The 16,143-nt window shown below is 74.4% G+C and carries 12 protein-coding genes and 3 tRNA genes; all 15 read right to left on the bottom strand.

Annotation, left to right across the window (positions count from 1 at the left end; genetic code table 11):
- Positions 1-27 precede the first annotated feature (27 nt).
- Positions 28-1,176 (bottom strand): thiamine-monophosphate kinase, encoded by a 1,149-nt coding sequence (locus CITRIK5_RS03025; protein WP_044659169.1) that lies wholly within the window; start codon positions 1,174-1,176, stop codon positions 28-30.
- On the bottom strand, positions 1,173-2,933 hold the full coding sequence (locus CITRIK5_RS03020; RefSeq protein ID WP_159833065.1) for a GTPase: 1,761 nt from the start codon (positions 2,931-2,933) through the stop codon (positions 1,173-1,175). Before CITRIK5_RS03020 ends, CITRIK5_RS03025 begins: the two co-directional genes overlap by 4 nt.
- On the bottom strand, positions 2,930-4,738 hold the full coding sequence (locus tag CITRIK5_RS03015; protein WP_044659171.1) for a dynamin family protein: 1,809 nt from the start codon (positions 4,736-4,738) through the stop codon (positions 2,930-2,932). The genes CITRIK5_RS03020 and CITRIK5_RS03015 overlap by 4 nt, the downstream gene beginning before the upstream one ends.
- 106 nt (positions 4,739-4,844) lie before the next feature.
- Positions 4,845-4,917, bottom strand: a tRNA-Glu gene (locus tag CITRIK5_RS03010).
- Between the two features lie 129 nt (positions 4,918-5,046).
- Positions 5,047-5,119: transfer RNA gene (locus tag CITRIK5_RS03005), tRNA-Glu, on the bottom strand.
- A gap of 55 nt (positions 5,120-5,174) precedes the next feature.
- Positions 5,175-5,246: transfer RNA gene (locus CITRIK5_RS03000), tRNA-Gln, on the bottom strand.
- Positions 5,247-5,365: 119 nt separating this feature from the next.
- A complete protein-coding gene (locus CITRIK5_RS02995; protein ID WP_135019811.1) occupies positions 5,366-6,163 on the bottom strand; it encodes an HAD family hydrolase in 798 nt (265 codons plus the stop codon).
- Positions 6,160-7,737: a glutamate--tRNA ligase gene (gene gltX / locus CITRIK5_RS02990; protein ID WP_100058774.1), complete on the bottom strand. Its 1,578-nt coding sequence runs from the start codon at positions 7,735-7,737 to the stop codon at positions 6,160-6,162. Before gltX ends, CITRIK5_RS02995 begins: the two co-directional genes overlap by 4 nt.
- 50 nt (positions 7,738-7,787) lie before the next feature.
- Positions 7,788-8,582 (bottom strand): fumarylacetoacetate hydrolase family protein, encoded by a 795-nt coding sequence (locus CITRIK5_RS02985; protein ID WP_100058773.1) that lies wholly within the window; start codon positions 8,580-8,582, stop codon positions 7,788-7,790.
- Positions 8,583-8,776: 194 nt separating this feature from the next.
- Positions 8,777-9,022, bottom strand: coding sequence for a YbdD/YjiX family protein (locus tag CITRIK5_RS02980; protein ID WP_101967181.1), 246 nt, complete (start codon positions 9,020-9,022; stop codon positions 8,777-8,779).
- 1 nt (position 9,023) lies between these two features.
- Positions 9,024-11,285: a carbon starvation CstA family protein gene (locus CITRIK5_RS02975; RefSeq protein ID WP_100058583.1), complete on the bottom strand. Its 2,262-nt coding sequence runs from the start codon at positions 11,283-11,285 to the stop codon at positions 9,024-9,026.
- Between the two features lie 25 nt (positions 11,286-11,310).
- Positions 11,311-12,360, bottom strand: a complete 1,050-nt coding sequence (locus CITRIK5_RS02970) for a branched-chain amino acid aminotransferase (protein ID WP_049145270.1) — start codon at positions 12,358-12,360, stop codon at positions 11,311-11,313.
- A gap of 188 nt (positions 12,361-12,548) precedes the next feature.
- Entirely contained in the window at positions 12,549-13,625 is a 1,077-nt protein-coding gene (locus CITRIK5_RS02965) for a 3-isopropylmalate dehydrogenase (protein ID WP_069941572.1), read from the bottom strand.
- A 71-nt stretch (positions 13,626-13,696) separates the two neighbouring features.
- Positions 13,697-15,322: a methionine--tRNA ligase gene (metG, locus tag CITRIK5_RS02960; RefSeq protein WP_049145187.1), complete on the bottom strand. Its 1,626-nt coding sequence runs from the start codon at positions 15,320-15,322 to the stop codon at positions 13,697-13,699.
- A partial coding sequence (locus tag CITRIK5_RS02955; RefSeq protein WP_236557132.1) for a hypothetical protein occupies positions 15,315-16,143 on the bottom strand: 829 nt, incomplete at its 5' end. The genes CITRIK5_RS02955 and metG, both read right to left, overlap by 8 nt.

Below are 16,143 nucleotides of genomic sequence, written 5' to 3'. Positions count from 1 at the left end.
CCCGCCCGCGGACCCCGGCCCGGGCGCTCAGCCGGCGAACGGGTCCCAGCCGGACTCGGACAGGGGCCGGTGCCCGGTCGGCGGCCGGGCCCCGTCCGGCACGAGCCGGCCGATCCGCGTGAACCCCCGGGGCAGCTCGGTCTCGGGCCACGCCAGCCCCAGGAGGCCGTAGTCCTCGCCCCCGCCGGTCACGAGCGCCTCCGGACTGGTCCCGGCCAGGGCGGCCACGCGGCGCAGGGGTGCGGCGGTCGCCGCCAGCCAGGCCTCGTCCAGCCACGGTGCCGGCGCGGGTCCGGCCCCGCCGGTGGCGGCCGCCATGCGGTGCGCGTCCTTGCCCAGGCCGTCGGAGACGTCCATGAGGGTGAGCAGGCCGGCCGTCACCGCGGCGGGTCCGAGGGCCAGCGGCGGGCGGGGTCGCAGCTGGGCGCGGACGGCGCGGGCGAGCTCCCGCGGTGACGGCCGGTCGGCGGCGGGGAGGGCGTCCGCCCGTCGCTCCAGCTCCGCGCGGTCGGTGAGCAGCAGGGCGAGCCCGGCGGCGGCCCACCCCGGCCCCGGGGGCGCGGCGGCCCGGGGACCGTCCGGCACCGCCTGGGCATGGACGAGGTCGGCGCCCTCGGCGAGCACGCGGTCCCGGTCCGCCGCGGCCGGCGTGCGGCACAGCACTCCGCCGGGGTGCGGGTCCCCGAGCACCGTCACCGCGGCGTGGACCCGTCCGCCGGTGCCCAGGTCGCCCCCGGCCACCCGGCAGTCCGGCGCGCCGAGGTGACGCACCGCGCCCACGATGCCCGCGGCGAACGACCGCACCCAGGCGACCGGCGTCGTCGGCGGCAGGGTGAGGGCGGTGACGAGCGCGGAGGCGGTCCCGCCCATCGCGTTGACGTCCGAGAGGTTCTGGGCGACGGCCTTCCAGCCGGCGTCGTGGCCGCGGGTGCGGGGGCCGGCCGGCCAGCGGTGCAGGAAGTCCGTGCCCTCCCCCATCGCGTCCGTGGAGATGAGCGTCCCGCCGCGGGGCGCGGGCACGAGGGCGGCGTCGTCGCCCGGGGCGACGGTGCCGGCGGGCCAGTGGCCGTCCCGGACGGCGGGAGCGAGCCCGGTCAGGACGACCTCCAGCAGCTCGGCCTCCGTGAGGTCGCCGACGGTCGCCCCCGCCGCGGCCGCGGGGTCGCGCACCGTCATCGGCGGCCCCGCCGGACCGGGGCGCCGGAGGCCCGGGCGAGGGCGTCGCGGAAGGCGCGGAAGCGGTCCACCTCGGCGCGCACCGGGTCGACGACGAGCCGCCGGCCGACGTCGGTGGTCGCCTCCTCGAGGCGGCGGCGCGCGTGGCGTCCCCGCGCCGCGGCGGTCCACCGGGTCAGGGGGATCGCCAGCAGGGCCAGGAGCACGCCGGGCGCGAGGCCGCCGACGGGCAGCAGCGTCGGGAGGGGGAAGCCCTCGACCGTGGGGGCGGGCGGCAGGGGGAACTGCAGGTACCCGGCCAGGGCGAGGACGCCCAGCCAGCCGGCGCCGACGACGGCGGTGAGGAGGGCGAGCCACTGCAGCACGTCCAGCACGGGGTGCCACCAGCTGCCCCGACCGGCCCCGAGGTCGGTGGCGGCGATCGCCTGGTCCACGGCGCCGGGGAGCTCCTCGGCGTGCTCCCGGCCCGCGCGGCGGATGGCGGCGGCCCACGGCTCGGAGGCTCCCGCGCCGGCCGCGGCGGCCAGCGTGCGGACCGCGCCGTCGACGACGGCCCGCTGGGTGCCCGAGCGCTCGGGCAGGGAGGTGCGGTGCAGCGCGGGGTCGCGGGCGACCTCGTCCCGGTCGCGGCGGGGGGCGGCGCTCTCGGGCATCAGGTGCAGGCGCCGCAGGGGGTCCGCGCGGAAGGAGTGCATCCAGCGCAGCACGGGCCAGCTGGTGCGCTTGGCCGAGCGCAGCCGGTACGAGCCCTCCACCGCCCGGACGACGGCCGGCACGCCGCCGGCCACGGCCAGCTCGCGCCCGAGCCGCTGCTCGTCCCCGGGCCCGACGCCGGCCGGCTCGCCCTCGCCCGAGGCGGCGGCGAGGTCCGCGGCACGGGCCGCGACGTCCGCGCCCAGGCGTTCGGCGGCCGCGCCGCGCTGGGCGACGATCGCCGCGACCTGCCGGCCGACCTCCTCGAGGCCCTCCCCCGTGCGCGCGGACACGGGCAGCACCCGGACGTCGCCGAGGCCGTGGCCGGAGAGCATCCGGCGCAGCGAGGCCAGCACGACGTCCCGGTCACGCACCGAGAGCCGGTCCACCTGGTTGAGCAGCACGAGGGTGACGGCCGCGTGCGAGCCCATGGTCGCCAGGAACTCGCGGTGCAGCACGGCGTCCGCGTACTTCTCCGGGTCCACGACCCACACCAGCACGTCCACGTGGCCGGCCAGCCGGGAGGTGATCTCGCGGTTGCCCCGCTCGACCGAGTCGATGTCCGGCAGGTCCAGCAGGATCAGGCCGGTGGCGTCGGCGCCGTCACGGCGGCCGAAGCCGAGGAAGCCGGGGCGGCCGTCGTCGAGCACGGGCGCCTCGTCCAGCAGGTGGCGGCGGCGCACGCCGAGCCAGTCGAGCAGCGCGGCCGCGCCGCCGCCCTCGCCGGTGCCGTCGCCGTGCTCCGCGTCCGGGTCCAACCCCTGTCCCCGGCCCACGCCCCAGACCGCGGCGAGCGGCTCGGACGTGGTGGGCCGGGTGGCGGCCACGCGGGCCAGGTCGCGGCCGGTGAGCGCGTTGAACAGGGAGGACTTGCCGGAGCCCGTCGCCCCGAAGAACCCGACCACGGTGTGCTCCGCGGAGAGTGCCTGGCGCTCCCCGGCCGCGCGCACGACGGCGTCGGCCCCGGCCACGACGTCCTCGGGCAGGCGGCCCGCGGCCAGCTCGGCGGCCTCGCCGAGGGCGTCCAGGCGGGGGGCCAGGGCGGGGGTGTCGCGGCGGCTCATCGGGGCTCCTCCCCCGCCTCGGCGGCGGACGGGGCGTGCTCGGGCCCGGTCGGGCCGTCGACGCCGGCGGCCACCCCGCGGCGCAGCACCGGCACGAGGGCGCGCAGCTCCTCGGTGGCCTGCGGCTCGCGCTCGAGGTGGAGCAGCGGCAGGAAGCGGTCCGCGAGCACGGTCTCGAGGAAGGCCCGCACTCGGTGCTCGAGCAGCTCATCGGCACGCCGGGCCATGCGGCGCACGGCGTCCTCGCCGAAGATCGACTCGAGCAGCTTCTGCCCGACGACGGCGGCGCCGCCGGCGATGCCGACCTCGATGCCCGCGAGTCCGCCGGTGGAGGCGAACGAGATGATCATGAGGGCCACGGCCGCGCCGTTCACGCCGGTGGCCGCCAGGCGGGCGCGCGTGCGCTTGCCCGCGCCCTCCTCCTGGATCAGCGCCAGCACGTCCGACTGCCAGTCCCGCACGACGTCGGCCGCCCGCGCCGACGTGTCCGGCGCCAGGGCGCCCAGGTCGCGCCCGGCCACGAGGGCCCGGCCCGCCGGCTCGGACGCCCAACGCCGCTCGATCTGCTCGGCGGCCGCGGCGGCCGCCTCGACCATCACGGCGTGCAGGCCGGTCTCGAGCGCGGTCTCGACCTCTTCGGGCGGGGCCGGGCGCCCGCGCACCAGGGCGCCGAGGCGGTCCCGCAGCCGGCCGATCGTGGTCTCGACGCCGCGGAAGAACTCCCCCGTGCCGACGAAGTCCTGCCAGCGGGAGAGCACCTCGCCGCGCAGCAGCGTGCCGTCCGAGGTGGCCTCGTGGACCCGGCCGACGGCCTGGTCCGTGGAGTCCCCCACGATCCGGGCGAGCAGGTCCGCGGCGTGCCGCTGCTCCTCCTCGGCGCGGGCCAGGTCGGCGACGCGGGCGGCCAGCTGGCCCAGCACGCCGTCCACGGTCCGGCGGGCGACAGCGCCGCGCGCCTGGGCGTCGGCGGCGAGGGTCTCGAGCCAGGCGCGCAGGCCCGCGACGTGCTCCTGCGGGAGCAGACCGCGCTCGTCGAAGCGGGTCTCGGGGATCACGTGGATCCGGGCGTCGGCGAGGCCGCGCTCGGTGAGCATGCGCCGCAGGTCCGGGGTGATGTCCTCCGCCGCGCCCTCGGGCACGCGGCCGAGCACGACGGCCACGGTGATGTCGCGGGCGGCGGCCTCGTCCAGCAGCTGCCAGGGCACGGCGTCGGCGTAGCGGTGCGCCGTCGTCGTGAAGATCCACAGGTCGGCGGCCTCGAGGAGCTGCCGGGCCAGCGCGCGGTTCTGGTCCGCCACGGAGTCGATGTCCGGGGCGTCCACGAGGGCGATGCCTGACGGCAGTGCGGGCTCGGCCACGAGCGCGACCGTGTCCATCGCGGACTGGTCGGGTTCGACGGGGCCGGCGGCCGCGTCGCGGTGCACGCTGACGCGGGCGAGGTCGGGCAGCACCCGCGGGCCCGTGAACCAGTGGGCGTCGGCGGGGTTGTGCAGCAGCAGCGGCTGCCGCGTGGTGGGCCGCAGGGCGGAGGAGCGGGAGACCTCGTGGCCGACGAGCGCGTTCACCAGCGTGGACTTGCCCGCACCGGTGGAGCCGCCGACGACGGCCAGCAGCGGCGCGTCGAGCGAGTCGAGGCGGGGCAGCACGTAGTCGTCGATCTGGTGCAGGGTGCGCTCTCGCTCGGCGCGGTCCTGCCCTGCGGTGACGGTCTCGAAGGGCAACTCGAGCGCGGCGAGGTGCTCGCGCACGCGGCGGACGGCCGTGTCGACACCGAGGTCTGGGACGTTCTGATCCGTGTGTGGCACGTGGGCCATCGTCTCACGGGCGCGCGCCGGCCGCCCATCCCGCCGGCCCGGCGGACGGAGACGACGGAAGCCCGGTCCGCAGGGACCGGGCTTCCTGTCACTCGGGTGACCCCAGCGGGATTTGAACCCGCGTTACCGCCGTGAGAGGGCGGCGTACTAGGCCGCTATACGATGGGGCCGAGCGCGCTGTCCGCGTGTGCGGAAGCGATGCCGTGGAGACCTTCTGCTGCGCCTGCGTCTCCTGTTCAGGCGGCGGATGCGTTCATCCGCCCGTGCCGTTCCGGTCTGAGGACCGGGCGGCGACTGCGTGACCCCAGCGGGATTTGAACCCGCGTTACCGCCGTGAGAGGGCGGCGTACTAGGCCGCTATACGATGGGGCCGTGCGCCACGTCCGAGCGTCTCCGCCCGTGCGCGTTCACTGAGTCCGAAGACTCGCTGGGGTACCAGGACTCGAACCTAGAATGACGGTACCAGAAACCGTTGTGTTGCCAATTACACCATACCCCACTGTCGGTCAAGCATGCCTGACCGATGTGCATCATATTCATGAGCTCCGTGTTCCCGGATCTCTCCGGCAACGAGTAAGAACTCTACACCCTCCGGGCGGCGCGTGCAAAATCGGCGGGTCAGGCCGCCAGCCAGGTCCGCAGCCCGCCGATCGCCCGCATCCGCCAGCACGCGTGCTCCTCGTCCCAGAGCGGCTCCTCCGCCCCGCCGTGGGCGGGGGCGTCGGGGCTCATCCACACCGGGACGAGCCCCGCCGACCGGGCCCCCTCGACGTCGTGACGCAGGCTGTCCCCCACCATGAGGGTACGTCCCGGGTCCGTGCCCAGGCGGGAGCAGCCGGCCAGGAAGGGGGCCGGGTCCGGCTTCGGGGCCCCGGCCGTGTCCGAGCCGATCAGCACCTCGACCCACTCCAGACCGAGGGCGTCGGCCTTGCCGCGCTGGTAGGTCTCCACGTTGTTCGTGACGATCCCCACGCCACGGCCTGTTCCCCGCACCTCGGCGAGCACGTCGGCGGTCGCGGGGAACAGCGCCCAGTGCCCGCGCACGACCTCCTCGTAGTCGGTGGTCCACAGGCCGTCGAGCGGGGTCGCCGCGTCCTCGGGCACGCCGAGCGCGCGCAGGGCGTCGGCCACGCGGGCCAGCCGCTGCTCCTCGAACGTCAGCTCCCCGGCCACGTAGCGCCCGTAGTGGCCGCCGACGTCGGACGCGAAGGCGTCGGTGGCCTCGGCCAGCACCGCCGGGTCGACGTCGGCGGCCCCGGCCCACTGCCGGCGCACCGTCGCGTCGAACGCGGCGTGCTGGGCGGAGCGCAGATCCAGCAGCGTGTCGTCCAGGTCGAAGAGGACGGCGTCCCAGGCCGGCGGCGCGGGCGCGCCCGCGGACCCGCCGGCCGGCGTCGTGCTGGCGCCCCGGCTCATGCGTCGGCGGGCCGGCCCTGGTCCAGGCCCTGCTCCGCGGCGAAGCGGTCCAGGCGGGCGAGCGCGGAGTCGCGGCCCAGGATCTCAAGCGACTCGAAGAGCGGCGGGGACACCTTGCGGCCGGTCACCGCGACGCGCACGGGGCCGAACGCCTGGCGCGGCTTGAGGCCCAGGCCGTCGATGAGGGCGGACCGCAGCGCCGCCTCGATGCGCTCGGTGGTGAACTCGTCCTCGGGCAGGGCGGCCAGCGCCTCCCGGGCCGCGGCGACGGCGGCCCCCAGGTCCGCCGGCATCCCCTTGAGGGCGCCCTCGGCCGTCCGGACGTCCCGGTCCGCCGTGAAGAGGAAGGCGAGCATCTCGACGGCCTCGCCGAGCAGCTGCACACGCTCCTGCACGAGCGGGGCCGCGGCGGTGAGGATCTGCATCTCCCGCTCCGTCAGGTGCTCGCCCACGAGGCCGGCCGCGTGCAGGTAGGGCACGAGACGGTCACGGAAGTCGGCCACGTCGAGCATGCGCACGTGCGTGCCGTTGATCGCGATCGCCTTCTTCTCGTCGAAGCGGGCGGGGTTGGCCAGCACCTTGTGCACGTCGAAGTGCTCCACGAACTGCTGCGGGGTGAAGATGTCCTCGTCCGCGGAGAGGGACCAGCCCAGCAGGCCGAGGTAGTTCAGCAGGCCCTCCGGGATGAAGCCGTTGTCCCGGTGCAGGAACAGGTTGGCCTGCGGGTCGCGCTTGGAGAGCTTCTTGTTGCCCTCGCCCATCACGTAGGGCAGGTGGCCGAACACCGGCATGTACCGGGCGACGCCGATCGCGTGCAGGGCGCGGTAGAGCGCGATCTGGCGCGGAGTCGAGGAGAGCAGGTCCTCACCGCGCAGCACGTGGGTGATGCCCATGAGCGCGTCGTCCACCGGGTTCACGAGGGTGTACAGCGGCGAGCCGTCCGCGCGCACCACCACGAAGTCCGGCACGGAGCCGGCCTTGAAGGTGATCTCCCCGCGCACCAGGTCGGTGAAGGTGATGTCCTCGTCCGGCATGCGCAGCCGCCAGACCGGCGCGCGGCCCTCGGCCTCGAAGGCGGCGATCTGCTCGTCCGTGAGGTCGCGGTCGTGGCCGTCGTAGCCGAGCTTGGGGTCGCGGCCGGCGGCCCGGTGACGGGCCTCGGTCTCCTCGGGGCTCGAGTAGGACGGGTAGATGTGTCCGCCGGCCTTGAGCTTCTCGATCACGTCCGCGTAGATCTGCCCGCGCTGGGACTGACGGTACGGCTCGTGCGGGCCGCCGACCTCGACGCCCTCGTCCCAGTCGATCCCGAGCCAGCGCATCGCCTCGACCAGCTGCTGGTAGGACTCCTCCGAGTCGCGCTTGGCATCCGTGTCCTCGATGCGGAACACGAGGGTGCCGCCGGTGTGCCGCGCCCAGCCCCAGTTGAACAGGACGGTGCGGATCAGCCCCACGTGGGGGGTGCCGGTGGGCGAGGGGGCGAAGCGCACGCGCACGGGGGTCTCGGCGTCCACCTGGGGGACGTCGGCGAAGGGGGCGGGGGCGTTCTCGGACACGGGAGCGGTGGCGTCAGTCATGATGCCCCGAGTCTACGCGGGGGCCCGGACGCCGTCGTCGGGCGCCTGCGTCAGCGGCGGAAGACGGTGGCGAGGACGCCGATGCCCTCGACCTCGGCCTCGACGCGCTGGCCCTCCTGGACCGTCCCGACCCCGCCCGGGGTGCCGGTCAGGATCACGTCGCCGGGCAGGAGGGTGAACATCTCCGAGGCCGCGGCCACGAGCTCGCGGACGCCGAAGACCATATCCGCGGTCGTGCCGTCCTGGCGGGTCTCACCGTCGAGGCGGGACGTGATGCGCAGGCCGCCGGTCGGCTCCACGTCCAGCTCGGTCTCGATCCACGGGCCCAGCGGGCAGGCGCCGTCGAAGCCCTTGGCGCGGGCCCACTGCAGGTCGGTGCGCTGGGCGTCGCGGGCGGTGAGGTCGTTGCCCACGGTGTAGCCGAACACGACGTCGTCCACGCGGCTCACCGGCACGTCCTTGCAGATGGTGCCGATCACGACGGCGAGCTCGGCCTCGTAGGAGACCTCCTCCGACCAGCTGGGCAGGGTGACCGGCTCGTTCGGACCCACCACGGAGGTGTTCGGCTTGAGGAAGAACTGCGGGGACGTGGGCACCTCGTTGCCGAGCTCCTTGGCGTGGTCCGCCCAGTTGCGGCCCACGCCCACGATCTTGGAGCGCGGGATGATCGGCGCGACCAGCCGCACGTCCTCGAGGCGGTGGGTCGTGCCGGTCGGCTGGATCCCATGGAAGAACGGGTCCCCCTGCAGGGCGGTGATGCTCAGCTCGGAGAGGTCGGCGTCCGCCGGGCCCTCCACGATGCCGTAGGTCGGTTCGGCCTGGTCCACGAAACGGGCGATGCGCATGGGGGTCAGCGTAGTGGGTGAGCGGCGGTCGCCGTCGCCGGACACCCCACCCGATGCCGACTGCGCTGACGCCGCGAGCCAGACGATTCGGCCGCGCCCGACGGCCCGGGGCGACCGATTCGTCTGGCTCGCGGGCGGATTCGTCTGGCTCAGCGCGGTGCAGCGCGGTGCGGAGCGGGGCGGGTCCAGGCCGCTCAGCAGCAGCGGCTGCCCGGATTCTCCTCCTGGCGGGCGTACTCGGCCCGCCAGAACTCCCGCTCGGTCATCGGCGCGCGCTCCGGATGGTGGGCCCGGTGGTGGGCCACGTACGCGTCGTACTTCCCCTCTCCGGAGAGCTGGCGGACCCACCAGCGCACCCGGGCCCACACCCCGGGCCGAGACGGGCCGGCCGGGCCCTCCGCGGTGGAGGGCCCGGCCGGCGTCGCGCGCGGATCGGCCACGTCAGTGACCCCGCACCGGCTGCCGGTCCGCCGGCAGGGCGTCCCACTGCCGCTGCAGCTCCTTCTCCTCGGCCGTGGCGAACAGCCCGGCCGGGGCGAAGCGCTGCGAGGGCACGTACGGGTCCTGGTGATCGATGACCTCGGTGCCGCGGAAGGCGCGCACCGTGGCGAGCACCGACGTCGTGATGACCACGAGCGCCAGCACGAGGAACACGATGGACAGCGTGCCCTGGATGAAGGTGTTGCGGACCACGGCCTCCATCGCCGGCACGGACTTCGCGGCGCCGAAGCTCGTGGCGCCCGAGGCCAGCGCGTCCTTGAACGCGTTGTGCTGCGCCCAGTAGCCCACCGCCGGGACCGACGAGAAGATCTTCTGGAAGCTCGCCACCGTGGTGACCACGGTGATGAAGCCCAGCGGCAGCGCCACGATCCACAGGCCCCGGAAGTGCCGGCGGCCGGCCACGATCGCCAGGACCACCGCGAGCGCGATGGCCGCCAGCAGCTGGTTGGCGATGCCGAACAGCGGGAACAGCGTGTTGATGCCGCCCAGCGGGTCGGTCACGCCCATGATCAGCACGGCGCCCCACGCGGCCACCATGATGCCGGTGCACACCCAGGCGCCCACGCGCCAGCCGGTGTCCTTGAAGCGCGGGACCACGTTGCCCAGGGAATCCTGGAGCATGAAGCGGGCCACGCGGGTGCCGGCGTCCACGGCGGTGAGGATGAACAGCGCCTCGAACATGATGGCGAAGTGGTACCAGAAGCCCATGAGGGCCTCGCCGCCGATCAGCTGGCCCATGATGATCGAGAGCCCGACGGCGAGCGTCGGGGCGCCACCCGTGCGGGAGACGACCGTGTCCTCGCCCACGAGGTTCGCCAGCGCGGTGAGCTGCTCGGGCGTGACGTCCACGCCGGCCAGGCCCAGGCTCATCACCCAGGCGGCCGCCGTCTCGGGGGTGCCGCCGGTGAGCGCGGCGGGGGCGTTCATGGCGAAGTAGATGCCGCGGTCGATGGACACGGCCGCCACGAGCGCCATGACCGCCACGAAGGCCTCCATGAGCATGCCGCCGTAGCCGATGAAGCGGGTCTGGCGCTCCTTCTCCACCATCTTCGGGGTGGTGCCCGAGGCGATCAGCGCGTGGAAGCCGGACAGGGCGCCGCACGCGATGGTCACGAACAGGAACGGGAACAGGGAGCCCGGCCACACCGGACCGGTCTGGCCCGAGGCGAACTCGGAGATCGCCGGGGCGGTGATCTGCGGCTGCACGATCACGATGGCCACGGCGAGGCCGGCGATCACGCCGATCTTCATGAAGGTGGAGAGGTAGTCGCGGGGCGCGAGCAGCAGCCACACGGGCAGCACGGCGGCCACGAAGCCGTAGATGATGATGCCCCACGCGATGGTCACGCGGTCCAGGGTGAACAGGGCCACGCCCCAGTCGGTCTCGGCGACCCAGCCGCCGCCGATGATGGCGGCCATGAGCAGCACGAAGCCGATGATCGAGACCTCGGTGATCCGGCCCGGGCGCAGGTAGCGCAGGTACAGGCCCATGAAGATCGCGATCGGGATGGTCAGGGCCACGGAGAACACGCCCCACGGGGACTCGCCGAGGGCGTTGACCACCACGAGCGCGAGGATCGCGGTGATGATCACCATGATCAGCAGGGTGGCCACGATCGCGGCGGTGCCCCCGACGCGGCCCAGCTCGTCCCGGGCCATCTGGCCGAGCGAGCGGCCGCCGCGGCGCATCGAGAAGAACAGGACGAGGTAGTCCTGGACCGCGCCGGCCAGGATCACGCCGACGATGATCCAGATGGTGCCGGGCAGGTAGCCCATCTGCGCGGCGAGCACGGGGCCCACGAGCGGACCGGCGCCGGCGATGGCCGCGAAGTGGTGGCCGTAGAGCACGCGGCGGTCGGTGGCCACGTAGTCCCGGCCGTCGGCCCGGTACTCGGCCGGGGTGGCGCGGGTGTCGTCCGGGTGGACGATCATGCGCTCGACGTACTTCGAGTAGAAGCGGTAGCCGATCGCGAACGTCGCCACGGCGGCGAACACGAACCAGATCGCGTTGATCGTCTCGCCGCGGTGCAGGGCGAGCATGGTCCAGGCGACGCCGCCGAGCAGGGCGACGGCCACCCAGACGGCGATCTTCACGGGCGTCCAGCGGGGCCGGCCGGCGGCCTCGGTGGGCGGGAGGTCTTCCGGCGTCGTGGCCGGGAGTGGGGCGCCCTCGGCGGCCGCGGAGGAGCGGTGCGAGCTCACGGGGGTCTCCGTTCGTGGGGTGGGGTCAGACGAGGCGGTGCAGCCAGCCGTGGCGGTCCTCGACGCGCCCGGTCTGGATGCCCTCGAGCTCGGTGCGGATCTTGAGGGCCACGTCGGCCCCGCCGGCGGACTCGATCACGTCGTCGCCGTCGAGCAGACGGCCGATCGGGGTCACGACGGCGGCGGTGCCGCACGCGAAGACCTCGGTGATCTCGCCCGAGCGGACGCCCTCGGCCCACTCGGCGAGGGTGACGCGACGCTCCTCGACGGTCAGGCCCATGTCCCGGCCGAGCTGGAGGATCGAGGAGCGGGTGACGCCCTCGAGGATCGTGCCGGTGAGCGCCGGGGTGACGAGGCGGCCGTCGGCGTGCACGAAGAACACGTTCATGCCGCCGAGCTCCTCGATCGCGTCGTCGTGGTACTGGTCGAGGAACACGACCTGGTCGGCGCCCTGGGCCGCGGCCTGCAGCTGGGGCAGCAGCGAGGCGGCGTAGTTGCCGCCGGTCTTGGCCGCGCCCATGCCGCCCTTGCCGGCGCGGGCGTAGTCGCGCGAGACCCAGATGGTCACCGGCTTGAGCTCGCCGCCGAAGTAGTTGCCGGCCGGGGAGGCGATCACCATGTACCGCACCTGCCGGGCCGGGCGGACGCCGAGGAACGCCTCGGAGGCGAACATGAAGGGGCGCAGGTAGAGGGACTGGCCCGGGCCGGTGGGCACCCAGGCCCGGTCCGCCTCGAGCTGGGCCTGCAGCGAGCCGAGGAACAGCTCCTCGGGCAGCTCCGGCAGGGCCAGGCGGCGGGCGGAGCGGTTCAGGCGGGCCGCGTTGGCCTCGGGGCGGAACGTCCACACCGACCCGTCCTCGTGCCGGTAGGCCTTCAGGCCCTCGAAGATCTCCTGGCCGTAGTGCAGCACGGCGGCCGCGGGGTCCAGGGACAGCGGGCCGTAGGGCTCCACGCGGGCGTCATGCCACGCGCCGCCGTCCTCGTCCCAGGTCCAGTCGATCGAGACCATGTGGTCCGTGAAGACGTTGCCGAAACCGGGGTCCTGGAGGATCTCGACGCGCTGCTGATCGGACATCGGGGACAGATGTGGTTGCCGCGTGAACACGGTCTCGGACACGGTGGGATCACTCCTCGTGACGGGTGACGGATGGGGACGGCTCCGGTGCCGGGCACGACGCGCGGGGGGCCACGGCGCCGGGCGTGGCACACGCCACAGGCCGTCGCCCCATCCTAGACCCGGCGTCGACGCGCCGGGCCCGCGCGTCAGACCCGCGCGGCGACGTCGGCGCCCACCTCGGCGGTGGTGCCCCGCGCGCCGTCCACCCGGTCCTTCAGGTGCGCCCACACCGCGGTGCGCACGCGCGCCGCGGCGCCGGTCTCGCCCACGTGCTCGAGCAGCAGGGCGGCGGAGAGGATGGCGGCCACGGGGTCGGCGATCCCCTGGCCCGCGATGTCCGGAGCGGAGCCGTGGACCGGCTCGAACATCGACGGCGCCGTGCCCTCGACGTTGATGTTGCCGGAGGCGGCGAGCCCGATGCCGCCGGTCACGGCCGCGGCGAGGTCCGTGATGATGTCCCCGAACAGGTTGTCCGTCACGATCACGTCGAAGCGGGCCGGGTCCGTCGCCAGGAAGATCATGGCGGCGTCGACGTGCATGTAGTCCCAGGTGACCGCGGGGAAGTCGGCCGCCACGGACTCCACGGTGCGGCGCCACAGGTGGCCGGCGTGGACCAGGACGTTGTGCTTGTGCACGAGCGTGAGGCGCTTGCGCTCGCCCGCGTCGGCGCGACGGAAGGCGTCCTCGACGACGCGGCGCACGCCGAACGCCGTGTTCACGGAGACCTCCGTGGCGATCTCGTGCGGGGTGTCCACGCGGATCGCACCGCCGTTGCCCACGTACGGCCCCTCCGTGCCCTCGCGCACCACGGTGAAGTCGATCTCGCCGGGCGCGGCCAGGGGGCTGACGGCGCCGGGCAGCAGGGTGGCCGGGCGCAGGTTCACGCCGTGGTCCAGCGCGAAGCGCAGCTTGAGCAGCATGCCGCGCTCGATCAGCCCGGACGGGATGCGCTCGTCCCCGGGCGCGGCGCCGACGGCCCCGAACAGGATCGCGTCGTGGCGGCGAAGGGACTCGAGGACCTCGTCCGTGAGCGCCTCGCCGGTCTCGAGCCAGTGCTCCGCACCCAGCGGATACGGGGTGAGCCGGGCCTCCGGACGCCCCTCGGCACGCAGCGCCGCCTGCAGGACGGCGGCGGCCTGGTCGGTGACCTCGGGGCCGATGCCGTCGCCGCCGATGACGGCGATGTCCAAGGGGTCTGCGGAGCTGCGTGTGGTCTCGGTCATGGCCCTCAGGCTACGCGCGGCACGCGTGAGGACCACATCGTGTGACACCCGGTCTCACCCTCCGGACGGACTCAGTCCTCGGCGGGCTCCTCGTGCCGCGGGAAGACCGGCTGCGGGGCGGGCAGCGGGGTGCCGGGGACCAGGTCCTCGTGGAACGCGGCGAAGGACCGCGGGCCGGTGCCGGACGCGCCGGTGCGGCCGGCGTCGCCCTCGGCGGGGACGCCGAGCAGGTCCAGCAGCCGCGAGGCCGAGCCGGGCATCACCGGCTGCGCGAGCAGGGCCACCCGGCGCACGGCCTGCAACGTCACGTACAGCACCGTGCGCATGCGCGGCTCGTCCGTCTTGCGCAGCACCCACGGGGCCTGGTCCGCGAAGTAGGCGTTGATCTCACCGAGCACGCGCCAGGTCTCCTCGAGCGCGTCGTGGAAGTCCTGCACCGCGTACGCGGACCGGGAGCGCTCCAGCAGGGCGTCGACCTGGGCCAGGACGGCGCGGTCCGCCTCGGTGAGCTCGCCCGGCTCGGGCACGGCGGCGCCGCAGTTCTTGGCCACCATGGACAGCGAGCGCTGGGCGAGGTTGCCGAGGTTGTTGGCCAGGTCCGCGTTCTTGCGGCTCACCACGGCCTCGTGGCTGTAGGAGCCGTCCGCGCCGAACGGGAACTCGCGCAGCAGGAAGAAGCGAATGGCGTCCAGGCCGTACCGGGCCACCCATTCCCGCGGGTGCACCACGTTGCCCAGGGACTTGGACATCTTGGCCCCGTTGTTGTTCAGGAAGCCATGGATCATGACGCGGCGCGGCAGCTCGAGGCCGGCCGACATGAGGAACGCGGGCCAGAAGATGCAGTGGAACCGGGAGATGTCCTTGCCGATCACGTGCAGGTCCGCCGGCCAGTAGCGCGCGAACGCCTCCGGGTCCTCCGCCGGCCAGCCCGCGCCGGTGAGGTAGTTCGTCAACGCGTCGACCCAGACGTAGGTGACGTGGTCGGCGCGCCGGTCGGCGTCGGCGGCGTCGGGGTCCGCGGGCGCCGGCAGGTCGATGCCCCACTGGAAGGAGGTCCGGGAGATGGACAGGTCCTCGAGCCCGGCCTCCACGAAGCGGATGACCTCGTTGAAGCGGTACCGGGGGGCGGCGAAGTCCGGGTGCTCGCGGTAGTGGTCCAGCAGCGGCTGCTGGTACTTGGACAGGCGGAAGAAATAGGACTCCTCCTCCGTCCACGTCACCTCGGTGCCGGTCTCGACGGCGCGGCGCACCCCGTCCTGACCCACCTCGGTCTCGTCCTCGCCGAAGTAGCGTTCGTCCCGCACGGAGTACCAGCCGGCGTAGGAGCCGAGGTAGATGTCCCCGTTGGCCTCCATCCGCCGCCAGATCTCGCGGACGGCCTCGGCGTGGTCCGTGTCCGTGGTGCGGATGAAGCGGTCGTAGGAGATGTCCAGGACGTCGTCGTCCATCTCCTTGAAGACGGCGGCGTTGCGCGTGGCCAGCTCGAGGGCGCTCACGCCCTGCTGCTGCGCCGTCTGCTCCATCTTCTGGCCGTGCTCGTCCGTGCCGGTCAGGAAGCGCACATCCCGCCCGTCGAGCCGCTGGAAGCGGGCCATCGCGTCCGAGGCGATGTACTCGTAGGCGTGGCCGATGTGCGGCTCGCCGTTCGGGTAGGAGATGGCCGTGGTCAGGTAGTACGGGGCGCGGGCGTCAGTCACAGTCGTCGAGTCTAGCGGCGGGCCCGGGGCCCGCGCCGAGGACGACGTCGTCCGCGCCGACGTCCGGGACGCCGTCGGCGGTCACCTGCAGATGGCCCGGCGCAGGCCGCAGGTGGAGGTGGGCCCACGGGGCCACCACGAGCACGGACGCCCCGATCATCTCGGTCAGCTCCTCCGCGTGCGTCGCCACGTGGTAGGCCAGGGTGCTGCGCCCGATCCCGAAGACGAGCGGCACCGCCTCGAGGACGATCGCGCCGAAGAAGAACACCGCGCCGCCCGCCACCGTCAGCGCTCGGGTCCGGCGGGGCAGGGCGACGGTGCACAGCGCGAGCAGCCCGAGGACGACGATCGCGGCCGGCGCGCCGAGGATCAGCCACTGGAACGCGGGCAGCGGGTTCTCCCCCGCGAACGGCAGGGCCTCCCACAGCTGGCCGGCCTGCTCGTGGATCTGCGTCGATTCGTCCAGGCTCATGGCCGCCAGCAGGGCCGCGGGGGTCAACCACGCGAGCAGGCTCCGCCGCCGATCCGCCCCCAGCGCGCGACGCACGAGACCCACCGTGGTGAAGCCCGCGGCCCCCAGCAGGAGCAGGCCCGAGCTCCACCACGCCGTGAGGTTGGCCTCGTGGTTCACGTCGAAGACCTCGCGCCACCACGGCACCTGCCGCGGGCCCAGCCCGAACACGAAGGGGAGGGCGAACGACCAGGCGGCGAGCAGGACACTGACGCCGATCAGCCCGCCCGCCGCGCGCCGGGCCCAGCGGCCCTGCACGCCCGGAGGCGTGGCGGGGCGGGCCGCTGCGGCGCGCGCGGTCGGGGCGGGT

Origin of the sequence: Micrococcus sp. 116, assembly GCF_902506395.1 — a bacterium.
GTDB lineage: Bacteria > Actinomycetota > Actinomycetes > Actinomycetales > Micrococcaceae > Micrococcus > Micrococcus luteus.
This window is presented reverse-complemented; position numbering and strand designations above follow the sequence as displayed.